The sequence below is a fragment of the Sphaerisporangium rhizosphaerae genome, from assembly GCF_042665155.1.
Taxonomy (GTDB): Bacteria; Actinomycetota; Actinomycetes; order Streptosporangiales; family Streptosporangiaceae; genus Sphaerisporangium; species Sphaerisporangium rhizosphaerae.
In genome coordinates this window covers 20,939-40,810 of the sequence record NZ_JBHTCG010000030.1, presented here as the reverse complement: position 1 = coordinate 40,810, position 19,872 = coordinate 20,939, and the positions used below count along the sequence as shown (strand labels likewise).

The following is a 19,872-nucleotide window of genomic DNA, read 5'->3' as shown; positions in this document are numbered from 1 at the left end:
GCCCATGCGCCGCCTGCTCACGGCCTTACTCGTCCCGGTCCTGCTGCTGGCCGCCGCTCCCGCCGCGGCGGCGGCCCCGGCCGCCGAGCCCTCGCCCGCGGCGGCGGCGACCTCGCCCGCCCGGCTCGACCGCGCGGTCGTGGAGAAGCTCGCCCGGAACACGCGCGCCGACGTCTTCGTCATGCTCAAGGAGAAGGCCGACCTGTCCGCCGCCCGCGCGCAGCGCACCCACGCGGCCAGGGCGGCGCAGGGCTACCGGGCGCTCACCGCGACGGCCGAGCGAAGCCAGAGCGGCCTGCGCGCGTTCCTGCACGGCGAGAAGGCGCTGTTCACCCCGTACTGGCTGGTCAACGCCGTGCTGGTGCGCGGCGCGAGCCGCGAGCTGGTCGACCGGCTCGCGGCACGGTCCGACGTGGCAAGGGTGCGCCCCGCCGGCTCGGTCACCATTCCCGAGCCCGACCGCACGGCCAAGGCCGTGGCGCGGGCGGCGGCGGGCGTCGAGTGGGGCGTCGACCAGATCGGCGCCCCGCGCGTCTGGTCGGATCTGGGCGCGAGGGGTCAGGGGGTCGTGGTCGCGACCATCGACTCCGGCGTCCAGTTCGACCACCCCGCCCTGGCCGCCCGCTACCGCGGACGCAAGGCCGACGGCACCTACGACCACAACTACAACTGGTACGACCCGACGCTCGTGTGCGGCGTCCCGTCGCTGAAGCCGTGCGACAACAACGGCCACGGCACCCACACGATGGGCACCATCGTGGGCGACGGCGGCATCGGCGTGGCGCCCGGCGCCACCTGGATCAGCGCCAAGGGCTGCGCCTCCTCCACCTGCTACGACGACGACCTGCTCGCCGCCGGCCAGTGGATGCTCGCCCCGACCGACCTCAACGGGGCCAACCCGCGCCCCGACCTGGCCCCGAACCTCGTGAGCAACTCGTGGGGCGGCTCCCCGGGCGACCCGTTCTACCAGGGCATCGTCGACGCCTGGGTCGACTCGGGCATCTTCCCGCTGTTCGCCGCGGGCAACGAGGGCCCCGCCTGCGGCACGGTCGGCTCGCCCGGCGGATACGACAACTCCTACGCCGTCGGCGCGTACGGCGCGGACCTGAAGATCGCCGACTTCTCCAGCCGCGGCGACGCCGAGACGCCGGGGATCAAGCCGAACATCAGCGCCCCCGGGGTCGCCGTGCGCTCCTCGATCCCCGGCGGAGGCTACGAGGTCCTCAGCGGCACCTCCATGGCCACGCCGCACGTGGCGGGCGCCGTCGCGCTGCTGTGGTCGGCCGCGCCCGCGCTGCGCGGCGACGTCGCCGCGACCCGGCGGCTGCTGGACGAGACCGCCGTGGACGTCGTGGACTACTCCTGCGGCGGCGCGAGCGACGACAACCGGGTGTGGGGGCAGGGCCGGCTGGACGTCTTCGCCGCGGCCGTCTTCGCCCCGCGCGGCCAGGCGGGCACCCTGACCGGCACCGTGCGCGACGCCGGCGGCGACCCCGTGCCGAACCCCACGGTGACCGTCGCCGCCTCCGGCGCCAAGCGGACCTTCACCGGCGCCGCCGACGGCGTCTACACCCTGTCGCTCCCGCCCGGCTCCTACACGGTCACCGCCACGGCGTTCGGCTTCGCCCCCGCCTCGGGCGCCGCGACCGTGCCGGCCACCGGCACCGCCGTCCGCGACCTCACGCTGTCCGCCGTCCGCCGGTACGACATCTACGGCGAGGTCCGCCAGACCGGCGGGGAGCCGCTGCCCGGCGCCGTGGTCTCCATCGAGAACACCCCCTACCCGCCGGTGACCACCGAGTCCGACGGCACCTTCGCCATGATCGGCGTCCCGGTCGGCACCTGGCGGATCAACGTCAAGGGAGCCCGCTGCGGCGGCTCCACCACCCTCACGGTGCAGGTCGACGGCGACGAGTTCGTGCCCATCGACACGCCGCTGCGCAAGGACTCCTACGGCAACAAGTGCGACGTGGTGCCGTCCCTCACCTGGGTGAACGGGACCACGCCGCTCGCGCTCACCGGCGACGACGCGGGAGCCGCCGTCACGCTGCCGTTCACCTTCCCGCTGTACGGCAAGCCCTACACCAAGGCCTGGGTCTCGACCAACGGGTTCATCAACTTCGCGCGCAACACCAACCTGGCGCAGAACGGCCCCATCCCCAGCCCGGGCCTGCCGAACGCCGCCGTCTACGCCTTCTGGGACGACCTGATGGTGGACGCCTCCGCGAGCGTGCTCACCGCGACACTCGGCACCGCGCCCAACCGCCGGTTCCTCGTCGAATGGCGCAACGTCACCCTGGTGGCCCAGCCGTCGGCGCGGCTCACCTTCTCCGCCGAACTGCACGAGAACGGCCAGGTGCTCTTCCAGTACAAGTCGCTGACGTCCGGGTTGATGCCACGGGGCGGCTCCGCCAGCGTCGGACTGGAGAACGGCACCGGCCTGCTCGGCTTCGACTACTCGGTGGACCAGCCCATCCTGCGCCCCGGCATGGGCATCCGCTTCTACGGGCTCGGCGTGGTGCAGGGTTTCGTCAAGGACCACCAGGGCGCCAGGCTCGCCGACGTCCCCGTCGAGCTGGTCGACCCGGTCGGCGGCGACGTCATCACCGACACGGTCTCGGACGCCTCCGGCCTCTACCGGCTGTATGTGCCGCAGGGCTCCTACATCGTCGTCATCTCCACCCCGGACTGGGAGTACTCCAGAAGCGAGATCACCGTCACGACCGAGGGACAGGTGATCGGCCTCGACATCACCGTGTACCCGATGGACAACACCGTCACCGGCCACGTGCGCGACGGCACGGGCGCGCCACTGGCCGGCGTCCTGGTCGGCGTGCAGGACTACCGGGTGCCGCCGGCGACGACCGACGCGCAGGGCGCCTACCGGCTGACCGGCGTCATGGGCGGCCCGCAGTTCATCCAGGTGTACCGGCAGGCCTGCGACATCGTCATCCAGAAACGCATCACGGTGGGCGGTGACCTCCAGGCCGACCTGACCGTCGGCATGCCGATCGAGCACTCCGGCTTCGCGTGCGCGCGCACCCCGAAGGCCTACCTCCCCGGCGTCGACCCGATCGGCGTGGACGACTACACCAGCGTCATGGTGCCGCTGCCGTTCGCCTTCCCGCTCTCGGGCAAGACCTACGCGGCCGTGGGCGTCGCCTCGCTCGGCACGCTGCTGTTCATCGATCCGCTGTCCACCAAGTGGTCCTGGGCCGCGCCGCTCAACGATGACCTGCACTACGACGAGCGGTCCTCGGTGCGCACGGCGACGCTGGGGCAGGGCGCCGACCAGCGCTTTGTCACCGAATGGCGTGACGTCGAGCTGAGGGGCACCGGCCTGCGCGTCACCTTCGAGGTGGTGCTGTACCCCGACGGACGGATGCTGTTCCAGTACGGCGACCTGCCCGACGACCCGCGCGTCCGCGTCGGCGACGGACGCACCCAGGTCGGCAACGTCTACGGCCCCGACCTGCTCCTCATCAGGGGACCGCTGGACCCGGCCGTCGCCTTCGCCATCCGCCCCGCACCCCAGCAGCCCTGACGTCCGGGGTCCCCCGGCCGCCACCGGACCGGGGGACCTCGGACCTCCTTGCTCCGGGCGGTCTCGATCTCGCGCGTGATGTGGCCGACGGGCTGCCGCTGACGCTTCGAACCGGTCCGTCAGCCGGGGCGGCGGAGGGTGCGGCGCACGGCCAGGCCGCCGAGGGCCGCCGACGCGAGCGCCAGAATCCCGCCCTCGGTCCACTGGAAGCGCCAGAACCTGGACGCCGGATGGTAGTACACGGCATACCGGTAGCCCTTGCCGAACAGACACCCCTGCCACGCCTCGGCGTTCTTGCTGCTGGGCCCCGCGTCCACCCGGCGCGGGCAGCCGCTGTCGGACGGCTCGGCGACCTCCCTCCCGGACGGCCGCACCCAGGCGGCGCTCACCAGCCGGGCGTCGGGATCGTCCAGCAGCACGGTGCCGGACAGCTCGGCACGCGCCGGCTCGGCGTAGTGGTCGCTCAATTGGAACAGCGTGAACATCGTCACCGCCACGCCGGCCACGACCAGCGCCATCGCGGGCAGCGTACGCCGGAACAGGGTGCCGGCCGCGGTGCCGAGCGCGAACGCGTACAGCCACCACGCCGCCGGCTCCACGCCCACCATGTTGAACACACCGATGTTGCCGAACGTGGAGTCGACCCCCGTCCTGAACACCGGCCGCCACAGGCTCACCATGAGCGACAGCAGCAGCCCGCCCGCCACGACCGCCCCGCCCAGGACCGACAGCTTGACCGCCAGCCACCGCCACACGGGCACGGACTGGGTCCAGGCCAGACGGTGGGTGCCGCGCTCGTACTCGCGGCCGAGCAGCGGCGCGCCCCAGAAGGCCCCGATCAGCGCGGGCAGCACCAGTGGCATCCAGCCGAACACCGAGTAGACCGCGTCGTAGCGTCGCCCGAGCGCCACCGCCAGGTCTCCGCACGCCACGGCGGGCCCCGGGCAGCCGGGCGGGGCGTGCTCGGCCACGTACCGGCCCGCCTCCACCGCCGAACCCAGAAGCAGCGCCCCCAGCAGCGCCAGGAAACCCGCCGTCACGAGGATCTGTGCCCGGTGCTGGCGCCACGTCACCCAGATCACACGCCCACCCCCGTCAGTCCCGGCAGCGCCGCCGACTCGGGGCTGCGCAGGTAGGCCATGACGAGCTCCTCCAGCCCCGGGCGCCGTGCCCGCCAGCGAGGATCGAGCGGGGGCGCGCCCCTGACCAGCATGCTGACCTGCCTGCCGGTACGGTTCGCGCCCACTACGCGCGTGCCCGCCGCCGACGCCCCGTCGGGCCCGGTGAGTACGAGATGCCCGTCGAGCAGTTCGTCGATGTCGCCACTGACCTGCAGCCGACCCTCGTTCAGCACGACCAGCCAGTCGCACGTGTCCTCCAGGTCGGAGACGACGTGGGAGGACAGCAGCACGGTCAGCTCCCGGCCGGACACCTCCGCCATGATCGAGCGCATCACGTCGTGGCGGGCGAGGGGGTCGAGGTTGGCCAGCGGTTCGTCCAGCACGAGCAGGTCGGGCCGGCAGGCCAGCGCCAGGGTGACCGCCACCTGCGCCTGCTGCCCGCCCGACAGCCCGCTCACCCTGCGGCCCAACGGGATGCCCAGCCCGGCGAGTCGGCCGGCAGCGGCGGCGGCGTCCCAGCGGGTGTTCATCCGGCGGCCGAAGGCGAGCATCTCGGCGACGGTGAAGCCGTCGTACAGCGGCTTGTCCTGCGCCACGAACGCCGCCTCGCCCGCCACGCGGACGCTTCCCAGCGCGGGCCGCAGCAGGCCGACGGCCGCGTGCATGAGCGTGGTCTTGCCCGCGCCGTTGGGCCCGACCAGCGCCGCCACGCGCCCGGTGGGCACGGACAGCGAGCAGTCGCGCAACACCCACGTACGGCGGTGGCGGACCCCCAGCCCGGTCACCTCCAGCGCCGGTCTCATGCCACGTCCTGCTTCGCGGTGTCGGCCAGGACCACGGCGAACAGCGCCCGCAGGTCCTCCTGGTCGAGCCCGGCCGCGCGGGCGTCGCGCACCCACTTCTGCAGACCGCGCCGCAGCCGCGTGTGCTCGGCGAGGGTCGCGCCCGCGATGCCCTGCCGGACGAACGTCCCCATCCCTGGCCGCCCCTCGACCAGCCCTTCGCGCTCCAGCTCCCGGTAGGCCTTGAGCACGGTGTTGGGATTGATGGCCAAGCTCTCGACCACCTCGCGGGCGGTCGGCAACTGGTCGCCGGGCCGCAGCGTACCCAGCCGGAGCGCCTGTTTGACCTGGTGAACGAGTTGCAGGTACGTCGAAACCCCCGAACCGCGATCCAGGTTGAACTCGATCACATGAAACACCCTTTCACTATTCGAATAGTGAAAGGGTGGTGGATACGGCCGCTCCTCGTCAACCCATGGTCGTCCGGCGACGCCGTGCTCGACGGAGGCGGCCTTCGGTCGCGACGTCATGTCAGGCAGGGCGCGGTCGCGCCGTTCCGACGTTCAGCACGGCGGCAAGGGGGCGCCGTTGACGCTCGGCCCGCCGCCGTGGCCGTGGCCGTGGCCGTCGTCGGTGCCGACGGCCAGGAGGCCGAAGGTGACCCGGTCGAACGGTTCGACGTGTCCTCCAAGGAAGGCGGGCGCGGGACCCGGCACGCCTGAGCTGTAACTTTCACGGCTCGGCGCGACATACACACAGTTCGAATGCTCGCGGGCCCGCCTCTGCTTGACCTTCCGCCGAGGGCGGAACCACACTCCGCTGGAGTGTCACTCCCGCGCGACCATCTGAGCGGTCCGCATCCCCGTCGCACACGCGTGCCGGTCCACGCGAGGAAATGTTAACGCTAACAATCTAACCGAAGTAGATCACGGTCGAAAAAGTGATCGATAACACGATCAAGGTCCAGCCCGCTGGGCGACGCCGGAGACCGGCGCCGACCGGGGCCAACGGGACCGAGAAGGCGCTGATCGGCGCCTACAGCACAAAGGAGAAGACATGACGCAGGATCAGAACGAGCCCATGAGCGGTGAGCGGAAGGCGCTGAGCCGGAGGAGCGTCCTGACGACGATCGGGGCCGTGCCGGTCATCGCGGCCGCGGCGTCGGTCGTGGGGGCCACGGAGGCCGCGGCCGCCACGGCGGTCATCAATCCGGCGGCGCAGCGGCAGACGATCCGGGGTTTCGGTGGCATGGCCCACGCGGCGTGGATCGGTGACCTGACGGCCGCCCAGCGGGACACGGCGTTCGGCAACGGCGATGGCAAGCTGGGGTTCTCGGTGCTGCGGATCCCCGTCAACGAGAACCAGTCGGACTGGAGCCGTGACCTGGCGACGGCGAAGCGCGCGGTGGAGCTCGGGGCGACGGTCTTCGCCTCGCCGTGGAACCCGCCGGCCAGTATGACCGAGACCTTCACCCGCGGCAGCCAGACCAACGCCAAGCGCCTGAAGTCCGGTTCGTACGCCGCCTACGCCAAGCACCTGAACGACTTCACCACCTACATGCGCAACAACGGGGTGAACCTGTACGCCATCTCGGTGCAGAACGAGCCCGACTACGCGCAGGACTGGACGTGGTGGACCAGCGCCGAAATCGTGCGCTTCCTGCGGGAGAACGCCGGCTCGATCGGCACCAGGGTCATCGCGCCCGAGTCCTTCCAGTACATCAAGAGCATGTCGGACCCGATCCTCAACGACGCCACGGCTCTCGCCAACGTGGACATCATCGGCGCCCACCTCTACGGCACCTCCTACTCCAACTTCCCCTACCCCCTGTTCAAGCAGAAGGGCGCCGGCAAAGAACTCTGGATGACCGAGGTCTACTACCCCAACAGCACCGATTCGGGGGACCTGTGGCCCCAGGCGCTGGATGTGGGGGAGCACATCCACCACGCCATGGTGGACGCCGAGTTCCAGACCTACGTCTGGTGGACCATCCGGCGCAGCTACGGCCCCATGCGCGAAGACGGCCAGATCAGCAAGCGCGGCGCCATGATGGCGCAGTTCGCCAGGTTCGTCCGCCCCGGATACGTGCGGATCGACGCGACCGCCAACCCGGCCTCCAACGTCTACGTCTCGGCCTACCGCAACGGCGACACGGTCGTCATCGTCGCCCTCAACAAGAACACCTCCGCGGTGAGCCAGCAGTTCACCCTGTCCAACACCACCGCATCCAGCAGCGTCTCCTCCTGGGTGAGCGACGCGAACAGGAACCTCGCCTCCCAGGCGGCGACCAGCATGTCCAACGGCTCCCTCACCGTCACCCTCCCCGCCCGCAGCATGACCACCTTCGTGACCAGCATCGCCGGCGGCGGCCCCTCACCCACCCCCACCCCGACGCCCACGCCCACCGTCACCCCGACTCCGACGCCCACCCCGACGCCCACCGGCGGCGGCACCGGACCCCGGGTCGCCTACACCATGAACAGCTGGAACAACGGCTTCACCGCCAGTATCAGCATCACCAACACCACGGCCTCGACGATCAACGGCTGGACCCTGGTCTTCACCCTGCCCTCCGGCCAGGCCATCACCTCAGGCTGGAACGCCACCTACTCGCCCACAAGCGGCCAGGTCAGCGCCCGCAACGTCGACTTCAACGGCACCCTCGCCCCCGGCGCCACCGTCGAGATCGGCTTCCAGGCCACCCACACCGGAAACACCGCCGAACCCACCGCCTTCACCCTCAACGGCGTCCCCTGCACCGTGGTCTGACCGGCGGGTGAACCCATGCCCCGACGCCCGACCGGCGAAGGGACGGGTGCGGCCCCTCAGACGAGGGAGGGGCCGCACAAGCCGGCAAGGTGCATCACCTCGTGCTCATCTTCTGAACGCACGGGTGGAACCTCCTCGATATGCGACGGCTGCTCGTGGCACGTGCATTCGCGCTCCGCGCGTTCTCATGACGCGTGCCCATATCCCGTCGCTCTTTCTGCCGCCATCGACAACGGTGACTTCGGCCGGTGAACGACCTGTCGACGATGACCGAGCCGTTTCCCCTGTTCGGCCTGCCTCAGGTGACCTGGGCGCGATCACACCGTGACCGGCGATCTGTTTGATCGCGGGATGAAAAGGCTCCGCGGCCAATTCGGTGGGTATCGGTCTGCCATTAACAATGCCCGTTGGATTTCCTGACCGCATTTAATGGTTCCGGTGCGCGCTGATCCGGGTTTTCCGGTCGCGGCCGTTGAAAGGTGTTCCCGGCGGCGAGCGCGTGTGCCACTTTGTGTCCGGTCTTCTTGGAGAGCGCTCCCCGTATGTTCCGGACACGGGCGCCGCGGTCCGGCTACGGCGGCGGCTCGTCGCTCACGACATCCGCGAGTTCCGCGACCTCTTGTCCATCCGCTTCGGCCGAGCGTCGCGGGGCGCCGGTGGCGGCTCGTGCGGCCGGTCGCCGAGGCCGCGACCGGGAAGGTGCGCCGAGCGTCGCCGGGCGCCGCGAATCACCTCTTTCTGCGACCGTCGAGGACGGTTATGGGTGATTTATCCCGTAATACGGTAAAAGGTGCGAACAGAGAGCGGCTCCTCTGTGCACCCCCGACTTCTTCGGCCCGCTCTCCCCGGCTCTCGACGGGAGCCCGGCCGGCGGCGGGACCGGCGGCGGCGTTCCGGACGCCGTGCACCGTGACGGCTCCGCGACCGGCCGCCAGGGACCCGCTACGGTGCTGCTCGCCCGCGTGGCGGCCGGTGTCCACACCCCCGGGGTGAACCCCCTCCGCAGGTCGCCTTTCGCGAGGACACCGGTCAGGCCCGGACCGGCCGGTCGCCGCAGGAGACCGCCACCTGCGGAAATCTGGCGATCGGCGCTCTCCGCCACGTTCGGCGCCTCGGCATGGCCCACGCCCGACGGCACTGCCGCAACGACCCTCGCCGCTTGCCCGCTCTGTTCCACCTCTGAACGCAAATCGCCCGTTATGAGACATATTTGCAACATGCCGGGGCCGTGGAAATAGGGGGGCCGTTAGGGGTCGCGAAGTGATCTATCAACATATACTGCCGTCATGTTGTCCGGTTCGTCGACAATTGGCGATGTCATCAATACGTATAGTCACGAGTCCCCCGTCGCCCCGAGGATCGTCCTCCGCTGCTGACTCCGCCCTGACAGACGGCATCATGTTATCTGACTGATTCCTGACAGGGTGGCTGACAGTGGATCTGTGATACTCCGGGGAATATCGCACTCTATGCCTTTCCTTCAGCATGACATGCTGTGAGGATGAGGATTGCGGGGGCACGCACGTGCGGGGAAGAGACGGCAAGGAATCGGGGCGTATGACCTGGGCGCGCAATGTGTCGCACCCTCGGCGAGGCACGGGCGGAACGTGTTGGCGGGGATCGAGGCTTGCCCCACACCGTCGTGACACAACCGGGTGGGGGCGGCGCGCCGACGAGGGGACCGTGGCGTCGGCGGCATGCCTCATAGCCGAGACCAAGCTCGCGGCGGCCGGTCGGAGTCGCCGCCGGAACGGCGGAAAACCCGCGACGGCCCGCCATGCATCCTCCGCGACGGCCATGCCGCGCACAAGCGTCCCGATGTGTGAACCAGGGCGCCCGACGTCGGAACCGGGGCGGCCGAACACTTTCGCGCCGCCCGCGTGTCACCCTGCCCCGCAGACCCTTCTCTCGGACGAAGGACGCCGAGGGGACCGCTGAAATCCGCTGGAAAGAGAAAGTAACTGATCGAGACGACGCCTAGGGTGGCCGGCTGGAGGCATGGGCCATGCAGCTCATCGAACGTGCAGAGGCGCTGGCGAACTTCCGCAGCCTTGTAGGCAAGGCGTTGGGCGGGACCGGCGGAGCCATGTTGATAACCGGTTCCGGCGCCACGGGTAAGAGTGCGTTACTGCAGGCCTGCGCCAACGAGGCCGGCGCGGCCGGGTTCCTCCTGATGAAAAGCGCCGGATCGCGGGCGGAACGGATGTTCCCCTTGGGGACTCTCGGACAGTTGTTCCGCTCCGCCGAGCTGCCTCAGGAGCTCGCCGACGAGGTGGAGCAGACGCTGGTCCCGGAACTGATCAACGGGATCACCGGGGTACCCCACCCGGTGGCGCTCGGGCAGAACCTCACGCATGTCGCGGCGCGGCTGTGCGGGGTCCTCGCGGTGCTCGCCAAACGACAGCCGATCCTGTTGTCCGTCGACGACGTGCACAACGCGGACGGCCCGAGCCTGCAGGCCCTGCTCTACATCCAGCGGCGCATGGCGAACGCTCCGCTGCTGGTGGCCGTGACCTCGCTGTCGCAGCGCCGCTCGGCGGACTCCCTGTTCAGCGCCGAGCTCACCCGGCAACCCAATTGCGTACAAGCGCGAATCGCCGGGCTGTCGCCGATGGGGGTGGAGGAACTTCTCCGGGACACGCTGGGCACCGAGCCCGCCGCCCGGCTGGCCCCCGAGTACCACCGGCTGAGCGGTGGCAACCCCCTCCTCCTGCACGCCATGGTGCAGGACTACTGGGACGTGACGCAGGCCGGCTGGTCGCCGGAGGGCTCTCAGCCGGGCGTCGGCCGCCATCTGAACCAGGCGGTCCTGTCCTGCTTGCACCGATGGGATCCGCGGATCCTGGACGCGGCCCGCGGCGTCGCCCTGCTCGGGCGCTCGGCCAGTACCGGTTCGGTGTCGCAACTGCTCGGCGTGAAGCCCGCCTATGTGCTCCCCGCGCTGGAGGCGCTGGACGGGGCGGGGCTGCTGCGGGGATGCCAGTTCCGGCATCCGACGATGCGCAAGGCCATCCTCCGGGATCTGAGCCCGGACCGTCAGTCCGTCATGCACATGCGGGCGGCGCGGATCATGTACCAGCTCGGCGCCGAGCCGGGGGACATCGCCGACCACCTGCTGGCCTCCAGTCCGGCCACTCCGGCCGAAGGGGAGCCGTGGATGGTGGCGGTGCTGCGCGAGGCCGCCCAGGCGGCGCTCGTGCATGACGACCAGGACCGGGCGATCAGTTGTCTGGAGCTGGCCCGGCTCATCTGTGACGACGAGGCGACGAGGGCCGCGATGCTGACCGAGCTGGCCCGGGTGAACTGGTGTCATCGGCCCGCCGCGGCGCTGCGCTTCCTGGCCCCGCTGGAGGACGCGTTCGGGCGCGGGCAGCTCGCCGCCGCGGACGTGCGCGCCCTCAGCAGGTATCTGCTGTGGCACGGCCGGACCCGCCGCGCGGCCGGGGTCTACGACTGGACGGCGCCCTCGTACGGCACCCCGTCCCGGGGGCACTCCCGGCTCTCCTTCACCCGGGAGTGGGTGCGGTTGATCTTCCCCACCATCTTCGCCGGGGGCGAGGCGGACGGGCCGACGGGGGAGGACGGCACGGACGGCCGGGAATTCTCGCTGAGCAACCTGCTGCTGGGCAAGGTCGAGGAGGACATCGTCGGCGCCGCCCAGGAGTTGCTGGAAAGCTGCAACCTGGCCGAGGAGGAGCTGGAGGCGGTCTTCGGCGCGCTGTTCACCCTGGCTCACACGGGGCGTTACCAGGAGGCGGTGCGGTGGTGTGAGTCACTCGGCGCCGAGGGGGCGGCGCGCGGGTTCCCGCGGTGGACGGCCGCCATCGCCGGGATCCGGTCGTGGCTGGCCGTGCAGCACGGTGAGCTGGGCGAGGCCCGGCGGTACGCGCGGCAGGCTTTGAGCGGGATGTCGCGGACGGGCTGGGGGGTGATCCTCGGGTTGCCGCTGATGGTGCTGCTGCGGGCCACCGTCGCCATGGGAGATCCGGACGAGGCGGCGGAGATCATCAAGCAGGGGGTTCCCGGCGACATGCCGCGGACCACGCTGTGGCCGCTCTACCTGCAGGCCAGAGGGGACTACTACCTCGCCACTAATCGCACGCGGGCGGCGTTGAGCGACTTCCACGAGTGCGGTGAGCTACTGCGCGAGTGGGATCTCGACATTCCCGCGCTCGTGGACTGGCGTTGCGCGATCGCCCGGACGTACCTGCAGATAGGCGCGGTCGAGGAGGCGCGGCAGAAGATCACCGAGCAGTTGTCCATCCCTGGCGGCACCCACCCGCGGGTGCACGGACGGGCGTTGCGGCTGCTGGCGTCGGTCACCGAGCTGCGGCAGCGGCCGGCGAGGCTGCAGGAGGCGATGTCGCTGCTGCAGCGGTCCGGCGACCTGCTGGAGCTCGGCTGGGCGTACGCGGACCTCAGCGACGCCTATCAGGAGCTCGGCGACATCACCCGGGCCCGGTTGATGGCCCGGCGGGCCAAGCAGATCGCCAAGGCGTGCGAGGCCGGTCCGCTGTCCGCGCGGATGCAGCCGCGCGAGGAGGACAGCGGCGAAGACCTGGGAGAGGCGGCGGCGCTCAGCGACGCCGAGCGGCGCGTCGCCGCGCTGGCCGCGTACGGCTACACCAACAGGGAGATCAGCGATCGCCTGTTCATCACGGTCAGCACGGTGGAGCAGCACCTCACCCGGGTGTATCGCAAGCTCAACGTGAAGCGGCGCGCGGACCTGCCGACCGAGCTGTCGCTGGGCGTACGGGACGCGTCGAAGCAGACCTATCCCGTGTGACGCGTCGCGGCGCGTGCCGGCCGAGGCGGACGACACGGGGAACCGAGCGCTGATCAGGCGCTCATCCAGTACCTCGAGGAGTGGTCGGCGTCGCTCAGCAGCGTGTCGAACGCGAGCGGCCGCAGTTCCGGAAGAAGGGTGACCAGCAGGGTGATCTTTCTGACCATGGCCGGGGAGTAGTCACGCACCGGAGTGATCTCCGCCTCGGCCAGGTCCCAGGGGCCGAGCAGTTCTTCCGCGCGCTGCGCGGCCAGCACCGGATCGAGCCCGTTCCAGAGGATGACCGAGGTCAGCAGGTCGCGGCCGGTCCAGTGGTCCGGGATATCCGAGTTGTCGACGAGGGTGAACGGCGCGGTGACGGACGATAGTGGCTTGTGGAACACAGAAGTCCCCCGAATCAGCTCAACTGTTGTTCGCCGAAGATGCGGTGCCGAGTGCCTCGTGTACCGGGCGCGGATGACTCCCGCGCCGATGGATCGGGGGCTGGCGGAGGAGCACGCGCAGCCCGTCGGTCAGGTCGGTCACGGACACCAGATCGGGGCTGATCAGCCATTGCGCCATCAGCCCTTGGAGCAGGGTGAGGTAGAGCCGGCCCACCGCGCGTGCGGACTCGTCGTCGAGCGACACGTCCGTGCCGAGCAGCTTGGCCAGCCCCTCCGGGGCGGCGGCCGACGCGAGCGCGAGGCTGAGCTTCTCCCGCAGGTCCGGCGCGTGCTCGGCGCAGGTGAGCGCCTCGAAGCTGGCGGCCAGCAGCGGACGGTTCTCCTTGAAGCTGTCGACGATCTGTATCCAGGTCTTCTCGAAGCTCTCCAAAGGGTCGGCCGCGTCGGTGGACACGGTGATCTGCCACAGGTCGGTCCACTCTTGGGTCATCTCGATGAGGGCCTCGCGGAGCAGTGCCTCCTTGGAGCCGAAGTGGTAGCCGATGGAGGCGAGGTTGGCCCCTGAGGCGGCGCTGATGTGCCGGGCGGTGGTGTGCGCGTAACCACGCTCCACGATGCACCGCTTCGCGCCCTCAAGGAGCTGCTCTCGATGTCCCATGACGGCGATCCTAGCATCTATCCATACGTCCGTCCTAGACGCTTGTATAATTCCGGGCATGGCGCAGATGACCCCCCCCACCGCGGGACCTCGCGAGTGGCTCGGCCTCGCTGTCCTCACTCTTCCTGTGATCCTTCTGTCCAACTCGATCACCATCCTGTTCCTCGCCGTCCCCTGGATCACCGAAGGGCTCCGGCCCGGCGGTGCCGAACTGCTGTGGATCATGGACATCTACACGTTCGTGCTGGCCGGGCTGCTGATGCCGATGGGCGCATTGGGCGACCGCATCGGCCGGCGGCGGGTGCTCCTGGGCGGCGCGGTGGTCTTCGGCGTCGGCTCGGCCGCCGCGGCGTACGCCACCTCGCCCGAACTGCTGATCGCCGCGCGGGTGCTCCTGGGCATCGGCGCCGCCACGCTCATGCCGTCCACGCTGGCGCTCATCCGCACGCTGTTCCAGGATCCCGGGCAACGGAAGATGGCGGTGGGCGTCTGGACCGCCGGCTCGTCGGGAGGCGTGGTGCTGGGGCCGCCGCTGGGCGGTTTCCTGCTGGAGCACTTCTGGTGGGGCTCGGTCTTCCTGATCAACGTGCCGTTCATGCTGCTGCTGCTGGTCGCCGGGCGGATGCTGCTGCCAGAGTCCCAGGACCCCCGCAAGGGCCGCTTCGACCTGCTCGGTGCGCTGCTGTCGCTGGCCGCGGTGCTGCCACTGATCTACGGACTGAAGCAACTGACCCTGGAGGGGCCGTCGATCGGGTCGGTCGTCGCGCTCATCGCGGGCGCCGGCTTCGGCCTGGCGTTCGTGCGCCAGCAGCGGCGGCTGGCCGAGCCGCTGATCGACATCAGCCTCTTCCGGCGGCCGGTCTTCGCGACCGCGGTGGGCGGCTACGCGCTGGTCATGTTCGCTCTCACCGGCGGCACCTATCTCGCCTCGCCGTACTTGCAGCAGGTGCTGATGCTGAGCCCGCTGCCCGCGGCGCTGTGGCAGATGCCCGCCGGGGCGGGAGTGATCGTCGCCGCGGTGGTCGCCGGCTCCCTCGCGCAGCGGGTCCGGCCCGGTCCGATCTTCGCCGCCGGCCCCCTTCTCATGGCCGTCGGCCTGCTGGTCATGTCGCAGGTCCGGGTGGACTCCGGGCTGGCGGTGCTGGTGCCGGGGATGATCCTGGTGGGCGCGGGCACCGGCATCGTGGCCACGGTGGCGGTGGACATCGTGCTCGGCAGCGTGCCGCCGGAGCGGTCCGCGCGGGCCTCCGCGCTGTCGGAGACCAGTCTGGAGCTCGGGACCGCGATGGGCATCGCGCTCATGGGTCTGGTCAGCACCGTCGTCTACAGCCGGACCCTGCTGGACACGATGCCGCAGGGGGTGCCGCAGGCGCAGACCGCGGCGGCGTCCGAGACCCTTTCGGCGGCGCTCGCGATCGCCGCCGACCTGCCCGGCGAACTGGGCGCCCGGCTCGCCGCGGCGGCGCGTGCCGCGTTCACCCTGGGCATGCAGGTGCCGCTCTACGTGTCCGCGGCGCTCATGATGGCGCTGGCCGTCATCGCGCTGTTCGCGCTGCGCCGCGCCGGCGTCAAGCCCGCGGAGACCGCGGAGACCGCGGAGCCTGAGGTGCCGGGGGTGCCTGAGGCGCACTGAGGCGCACTGAGGCGCACTGAGGCCGGTGAGGCGGTGAGGTGCACTCAGGTGCAGGTGCGCGGGCTCCTCCGCCGGCCGCCCCGGCCCCTTTCCCCACGTGGTTCATCGGGCGGGGAGAGGTCCATTAGGGGTTGAGCCAGGTTGATCTAGGGGGAACGTCCGCCTCTACCGTGGCGAGCGTCGATCCGATCGCCGGCTAGGTGGAGGCACCATGCCCGAAGGCGCCAACCCGGCAGCCGATTACGAGTTGGGACTGCGTCTGCTCAACGCCCGCGCCATGCAGCGCGTGCTGGGCAGCCTGGGCGACCCTTACGCCATGGTCCTGCGCGGCGCCGACGATCCCTACCCTCTCTACACCGAGATCCGTGAGCGCGGCCCGATCTACCACAGCGGGACCGGAAGCTGGGTGACCGCCGACCCGGAGGTGATCACCGAGGTCCTGGCGGACCCGCGGTGGCGGATGTCGGGCCCGGACGGCTCGCCGGCCGCCGAGCAGCCGCTGCCCTTCTACGGGTACGGCACGCCGGGCGCCGAGGCCGACGAGCACCTGCGGCTGCGCGCCCACTGGGAGCCTCTGGTGGACCCGGAGGCGCTGGCCGCCCATCGCAAGACCGTCGAGCGGGAGTGCCTGGCCCGCCTCGACCGGGTCACCGGCGGCGATCTCATGGCCGACTACGCCTGGCCGGTGGCGACCGCCGCCACCGGCGCGCTGCTCGGGGTTCCCGCCGCCGCGCTGCCACGGTACGCGGAGTGCTGCGCGGGCGCCGCGGTGCTGCCGGACACCCTGCTCGCCGCCCAGCCGCTGGCCCTGGTCCGCCGGACAGAGGAGGCCGTGGCCGGGCTCGACGAGCTGTTCGGCGGGGCACCCGGGGCTCCGGACGGGACGGAAACGGCCGACCGGGCCGTGCGGGTGCTGCTGTCCACCGCCGCCGCCCCGGCCACCGCGCACCTGGTGGGCAACGCGGTCCACGCGCTGCTGGCCGAGCCCGGGTGGTGGCAGGCGCTGTGCCGGGATCCGGACCTGGCGCCGGCGGCCGTGGCGGAGACACTGCGGTACGACCCGCCGGTGCAGGTGGAGATCCGGGTGGCCGCGGCCCCCGTCGCACCGGCCGGGACGGATCTGGCGGCGGGCAGCCACCTGGTGATGATCACCGCGGCCGTGGGCCGGGACGGGGCCCGGCACCCGGAGCCGGACGACTTCCGTCTTGATCGGCAGGCCGAGCCGGAGCCGCTCGCCTTCGCCGGCGGGCTCCACCACCTCCCGGTCGCCCCGTTGGCGCGTGCGCAGGCCGAGGTGGCGCTGCGGATTCTCGCCGAGGCGCGGCCGAACCTGCGGCCGTCCGGCGCGCCGGTGTACCGGCGCCGCGCTCCCGTGGTGCGCGGCCCCGTCGAGCTGCCCGTGCTCGGGCTTGGAGAGACCTGATGCGTGTCCTGCTGACCTCGTTCGCCCTCGCCTCGCACTACAACTGCCTGGTGCCGCTCGGCTGGGCGCTGGCCGCCGCCGGACACGAGGTCCGGGTGGCCAGCCAGCCCTCGCTGACCGACGCGATCACCGCCTCGGGGCTGACCGCGGTCCCCGTTGGCACCGATCCGGAGCTGGAGGAGGTGCGGGAGCGGCCGGCCGCGGCCATGGGCCCGCCCCAGGTGCACGAGGACCGCGACGAGCCGGTCACCTGGGAGCAGGCTCTGGACTTCGACATGGTCATCGCGCCGCTGCTGCTGGCCGCCATCAACAACACGGCGATGGTGGACGAGCTGGTCGACTTCGCCCGGCGATGGCGCCCGGACCTGGTGATCTGGGAGCCGTTCACGCTGGCCGGCGCGGTCGCCGCGGAGGCGAGCGGGGCGGTGCACGCCCGGGCGTTGTGGGGCCTCGACGTGCTGGGCAGCGCTCGCCGCACCTTCCTGGACCTGCGTGCCCGTCAGCCGCGGGCGCACTGGGAGGACCCGGTGGGCGAGTGGCTGACGCTGACCCTGGCGCGGTACGGCCGCCCGTTCACCGAGGAGGTGACCACGGGACGGCTCACGATCGACACCACGATGCCGCAGAGCCTGCGGCTGCCGGTCGGGGTGCCGGTGGTGGGCATGCGGACGCTGCCGTACAACGGCCGCTCGGTGATGCCGGACTGGCTGGCCGAGCCTCCCCGCCGCCCCCGCGTCTGCTTCACCCTGGGCGGGACCGGCGGCGACTTCCTGCACGACTGGACGTTGGGCCCCGCCGAGCTGGTGAGGGCGGCGGCCGAGCTGGACGTGGAGGTGGTGGCCACGCTCGACGCCGAGCAGCGCGCCCGCCTCGGACAGGTGCCGGACAACGTGCGCATCGTCGACTTCGTGCCGATGAACCTGCTGATGCCGACCTGCGCGGCGGTGGTGCACCACGGCGGCGCCGGCACGTTGAGCGCCGCGCTGCTCAACGGGGTGCCCCAGCTGATGATCGCGAACACCTGGGACACCCCGGTGAAGGCCAAGCGGCTGGCCGACTACGGCGCCGGGGCCTACATCCCGCCGCCGAAGCTCGACGCACGCGGCTTCCGGGACGCGGTGGCGGCGCTGGTGCACGAGCCCGGCCCGCGGGCCGCCGCCGACCGGCTGCGCCGCGAGATGCTCACCGAGCCCACCCCGGCCGAGCTCGTCCCCCGGCTGGAACGCCTGGTCGCGACGGATCGTGCGGGCGGGTCAGGCGATGACGCGGGCGAGATACGGGACCTCGGCGTGGCCGAGCGCGTCCTGCGGTGACCGGGTTGGCCGAGATGAGCCGACGGCCGACGGCGAAGGGCACCGTGCCGTTCGGGGAGTACCGCACCTGGTACCGGGTGAGCGGTGACCTGTCCGGCGGGCGCGTGCCACTGGTGGTGCTGCACGGCGGGCCCGGCAGCACGCACGACTACCTGCTGCCGATGTGCGCGCTGAGCGAGACCGGCCTGCCGGTGATCCATTACGACCAGTTGGGCAACGGCGGCTCCACGCACCTGCCGGACAAGGGCGCGGACTTCTGGACCGTGCGGCTGTTCCTCGACGAGCTGGACAACCTGCTCGAGCGGCTCGGCGTGGCCGACGGCTACCTGCTCTTCGGCCATTCCTGGGGCGGCATGCTGGGAGCCACGCACGCCGCGACCCGCCCGCGCGGCCTGCGCGGGCTGGTCATCGCGAACTCGCCGGCCTCGATGCCCACCTGGCGGGCGGAGATGGTACGGCTGCGCGCCACGCTCCCGCGCGAGGTGCAGGAGACGCTGGCCCGGCACGAGGCCGCGGGCACCACCGACAGCCGCGCCTACTTCGATGCCATGCGCGTCTTCTTCGACCGGTACGTGTGCCTGGTGAACCCGTGGCCGCCGGACTACCGGGCGTCCTTCATGGAGATGCACAACAACCCGACCGTCTACTACACGATGAACGGGCCGACCGAGTTCCACGTCGTCGGCACGCTGCGCGACTGGTCGGTCGAGGACCTGCTGCCGTCCATCGAGGTGCCGACCCTGGTCATCTCCGGGCGCCACGACGAGGCGACCCCGGAGTGCGTCCGCCCGTTCGACGACCTCATCCCGGACTCCCGCTGGGAGATCCTCGAGAACTCCAGCCACCTCCCGCACCTGGAGGAACCCGACCGGTTCCGGGAAGTGCTGCTGGCCTACCTCGCCACTGTTGACGGGACCCATCCGGGGGCCCGCGCAAGCGACGCCGCGACAGGGAGTTGACGTGACCCGTACACTGCCCGACCCGAACCCGAGCCCGCGCAAGGGCCGCCCGCGCGCCCTGGTGACCGGAGTGGCATCCGACTCGCACACCTGGAACCTGGTCTACCTGCAACTGGTCTGCGAGGAGGAGGGGCTGGAGGTGGTGAACCTCGGCCCGTGCGTCCCGGACGATCTGCTGGTCACCGAGTGCGTGGACCAGCGCCCCGACCTCGTGGTGATCAGCACCGTCAACGGGCACGGGTACAGGGAGGGCCTGCGGGTCGTGCCCAAGCTGCGCGCCCGGCCGGAGCTGGCCGACGTCCCGATCGTGATCGGCGGCCGCCTCGGGGTGACCGGGCGGCGGGAGGAAGGCCTCGCCGGCGAGCTCGCCGCGGCCGGGTGTGACCGGGTCTTCGATCGCGGTCCGGAGGACCTCGAGGAGTTCAGGACGCTGGCCGCCGCGGTGGCCTGGTCGGCGGACGACGCCGCGGCGCGGGCGCCGCTCCAGTTAGGCTGAGCGCG

14 protein-coding genes are annotated in these 19,872 nt (G+C 71.3%); 8 read left to right on the top strand and 6 right to left on the bottom strand.

What is annotated here, in order from left to right:
- Positions 1-4: 4 nt before the first annotated feature.
- On the top strand, positions 5-3,544 hold the full coding sequence (locus ACFQSB_RS31485; protein WP_380830490.1) for a S8 family serine peptidase: 3,540 nt from the start codon (positions 5-7) through the stop codon (positions 3,542-3,544).
- A 119-nt stretch (positions 3,545-3,663) separates the two neighbouring features.
- Here the strand turns inward: ACFQSB_RS31485 and ACFQSB_RS31480 are convergent, their stop codons facing one another.
- The 4 genes from ACFQSB_RS31480 to ACFQSB_RS31465 form a co-directional block, all read right to left on the bottom strand.
- Positions 3,664-4,626, bottom strand: a complete 963-nt coding sequence (locus ACFQSB_RS31480; protein WP_380830489.1) for an ABC transporter permease — start codon at positions 4,624-4,626, stop codon at positions 3,664-3,666.
- The gene (locus tag ACFQSB_RS31475) at positions 4,623-5,468 is read right to left on the bottom strand and encodes an ABC transporter ATP-binding protein (RefSeq protein WP_380830487.1); all 846 of its coding nucleotides are present in this window, start codon (positions 5,466-5,468) and stop codon (positions 4,623-4,625) included. The genes ACFQSB_RS31480 and ACFQSB_RS31475 overlap by 4 nt, the downstream gene beginning before the upstream one ends.
- Positions 5,465-5,857, bottom strand: coding sequence for a GntR family transcriptional regulator (locus tag ACFQSB_RS31470; protein WP_354834060.1), 393 nt, complete (start codon positions 5,855-5,857; stop codon positions 5,465-5,467). The genes ACFQSB_RS31475 and ACFQSB_RS31470 overlap by 4 nt, the downstream gene beginning before the upstream one ends.
- 153 nt (positions 5,858-6,010) lie before the next feature.
- Positions 6,011-6,163 (bottom strand): hypothetical protein, encoded by a 153-nt coding sequence (locus ACFQSB_RS31465; RefSeq protein ID WP_380830486.1) that lies wholly within the window; start codon positions 6,161-6,163, stop codon positions 6,011-6,013.
- 340 nt (positions 6,164-6,503) lie between these two features.
- Here ACFQSB_RS31465 and ACFQSB_RS31460 point away from each other — a divergent pair, with 340 nt between their 5' ends.
- Both ACFQSB_RS31460 and ACFQSB_RS31455 read left to right on the top strand, forming a co-directional pair.
- On the top strand, positions 6,504-8,216 hold the full coding sequence (locus ACFQSB_RS31460) for a cellulose binding domain-containing protein (protein ID WP_380830485.1): 1,713 nt from the start codon (positions 6,504-6,506) through the stop codon (positions 8,214-8,216).
- A 2,005-nt stretch (positions 8,217-10,221) separates the two neighbouring features.
- A complete protein-coding gene (locus ACFQSB_RS31455) occupies positions 10,222-13,002 on the top strand; it encodes an ATP-binding protein (protein ID WP_380830484.1) in 2,781 nt (926 codons plus the stop codon).
- Positions 13,003-13,055: 53 nt separating this feature from the next.
- On the opposite strand, the gene ACFQSB_RS31450 is transcribed toward ACFQSB_RS31455, so the two are convergent.
- Both ACFQSB_RS31450 and ACFQSB_RS31445 read right to left on the bottom strand, forming a co-directional pair.
- The gene (locus ACFQSB_RS31450; RefSeq protein WP_354920260.1) at positions 13,056-13,385 is read right to left on the bottom strand and encodes a hypothetical protein; all 330 of its coding nucleotides are present in this window, start codon (positions 13,383-13,385) and stop codon (positions 13,056-13,058) included.
- 19 nt (positions 13,386-13,404) lie between these two features.
- Complete coding sequence (locus tag ACFQSB_RS31445) at positions 13,405-14,043, bottom strand: TetR/AcrR family transcriptional regulator (RefSeq protein ID WP_354853588.1); 639 nt, start codon at positions 14,041-14,043, stop codon at positions 13,405-13,407.
- Between the two features lie 58 nt (positions 14,044-14,101).
- Here ACFQSB_RS31445 and ACFQSB_RS31440 point away from each other — a divergent pair, with 58 nt between their 5' ends.
- The 5 genes from ACFQSB_RS31440 to ACFQSB_RS31420 all read left to right on the top strand — a co-directional run bounded on the left by ACFQSB_RS31440 (position 14,102) and on the right by ACFQSB_RS31420 (position 19,867).
- The gene (locus tag ACFQSB_RS31440) at positions 14,102-15,676 is read left to right on the top strand and encodes an MFS transporter (protein ID WP_380830483.1); all 1,575 of its coding nucleotides are present in this window, start codon (positions 14,102-14,104) and stop codon (positions 15,674-15,676) included.
- 211 nt (positions 15,677-15,887) lie between these two features.
- Positions 15,888-17,099, top strand: a complete 1,212-nt coding sequence (locus tag ACFQSB_RS31435; protein WP_380830482.1) for a cytochrome P450 family protein — start codon at positions 15,888-15,890, stop codon at positions 17,097-17,099.
- Positions 17,099-18,412 carry an activator-dependent family glycosyltransferase gene (locus ACFQSB_RS31430; RefSeq protein WP_380830481.1) on the top strand — a complete coding sequence of 438 codons (1,314 nt, stop codon included), beginning with the start codon at positions 17,099-17,101 and terminating at the stop codon, positions 18,410-18,412. Before ACFQSB_RS31435 ends, ACFQSB_RS31430 begins: the two co-directional genes overlap by 1 nt.
- A gap of 14 nt (positions 18,413-18,426) precedes the next feature.
- Positions 18,427-19,371, top strand: coding sequence for a proline iminopeptidase-family hydrolase (locus ACFQSB_RS31425; protein ID WP_380830479.1), 945 nt, complete (start codon positions 18,427-18,429; stop codon positions 19,369-19,371).
- Position 19,372: 1 nt separating this feature from the next.
- Positions 19,373-19,867 (top strand): cobalamin B12-binding domain-containing protein, encoded by a 495-nt coding sequence (locus ACFQSB_RS31420; protein ID WP_380830478.1) that lies wholly within the window; start codon positions 19,373-19,375, stop codon positions 19,865-19,867.
- Positions 19,868-19,872 lie beyond the last annotated feature (5 nt).

Bases quoted from the DNA above. Each gene is read 5' to 3' on its own strand.
- ACFQSB_RS31460 (WP_380830485.1), top strand. From the start codon at position 6,504: ATGACGCAGGATCAGAACGAGCCCATGAGCGGTGAGCGGAAGGCGCTG.
- ACFQSB_RS31475 (WP_380830487.1), bottom strand. From the start codon at position 5,468: ATGAGACCGGCGCTGGAGGTGACCGGGCTGGGGGTCCGCCACCGCCGT.
- ACFQSB_RS31455 (WP_380830484.1), top strand. From the start codon at position 10,222: ATGCAGCTCATCGAACGTGCAGAGGCGCTGGCGAACTTCCGCAGCCTT.
- ACFQSB_RS31485 (WP_380830490.1), top strand. From the start codon at position 5: ATGCGCCGCCTGCTCACGGCCTTACTCGTCCCGGTCCTGCTGCTGGCC.
- ACFQSB_RS31440 (WP_380830483.1), top strand. From the start codon at position 14,102: ATGGCGCAGATGACCCCCCCCACCGCGGGACCTCGCGAGTGGCTCGGC.
- ACFQSB_RS31435 (WP_380830482.1), top strand. From the start codon at position 15,888: ATGCCCGAAGGCGCCAACCCGGCAGCCGATTACGAGTTGGGACTGCGT.
- ACFQSB_RS31445 (WP_354853588.1), bottom strand. From the start codon at position 14,043: ATGGGACATCGAGAGCAGCTCCTTGAGGGCGCGAAGCGGTGCATCGTG.
- ACFQSB_RS31430 (WP_380830481.1), top strand. From the start codon at position 17,099: ATGCGTGTCCTGCTGACCTCGTTCGCCCTCGCCTCGCACTACAACTGC.
- ACFQSB_RS31425 (WP_380830479.1), top strand. From the start codon at position 18,427: ATGAGCCGACGGCCGACGGCGAAGGGCACCGTGCCGTTCGGGGAGTAC.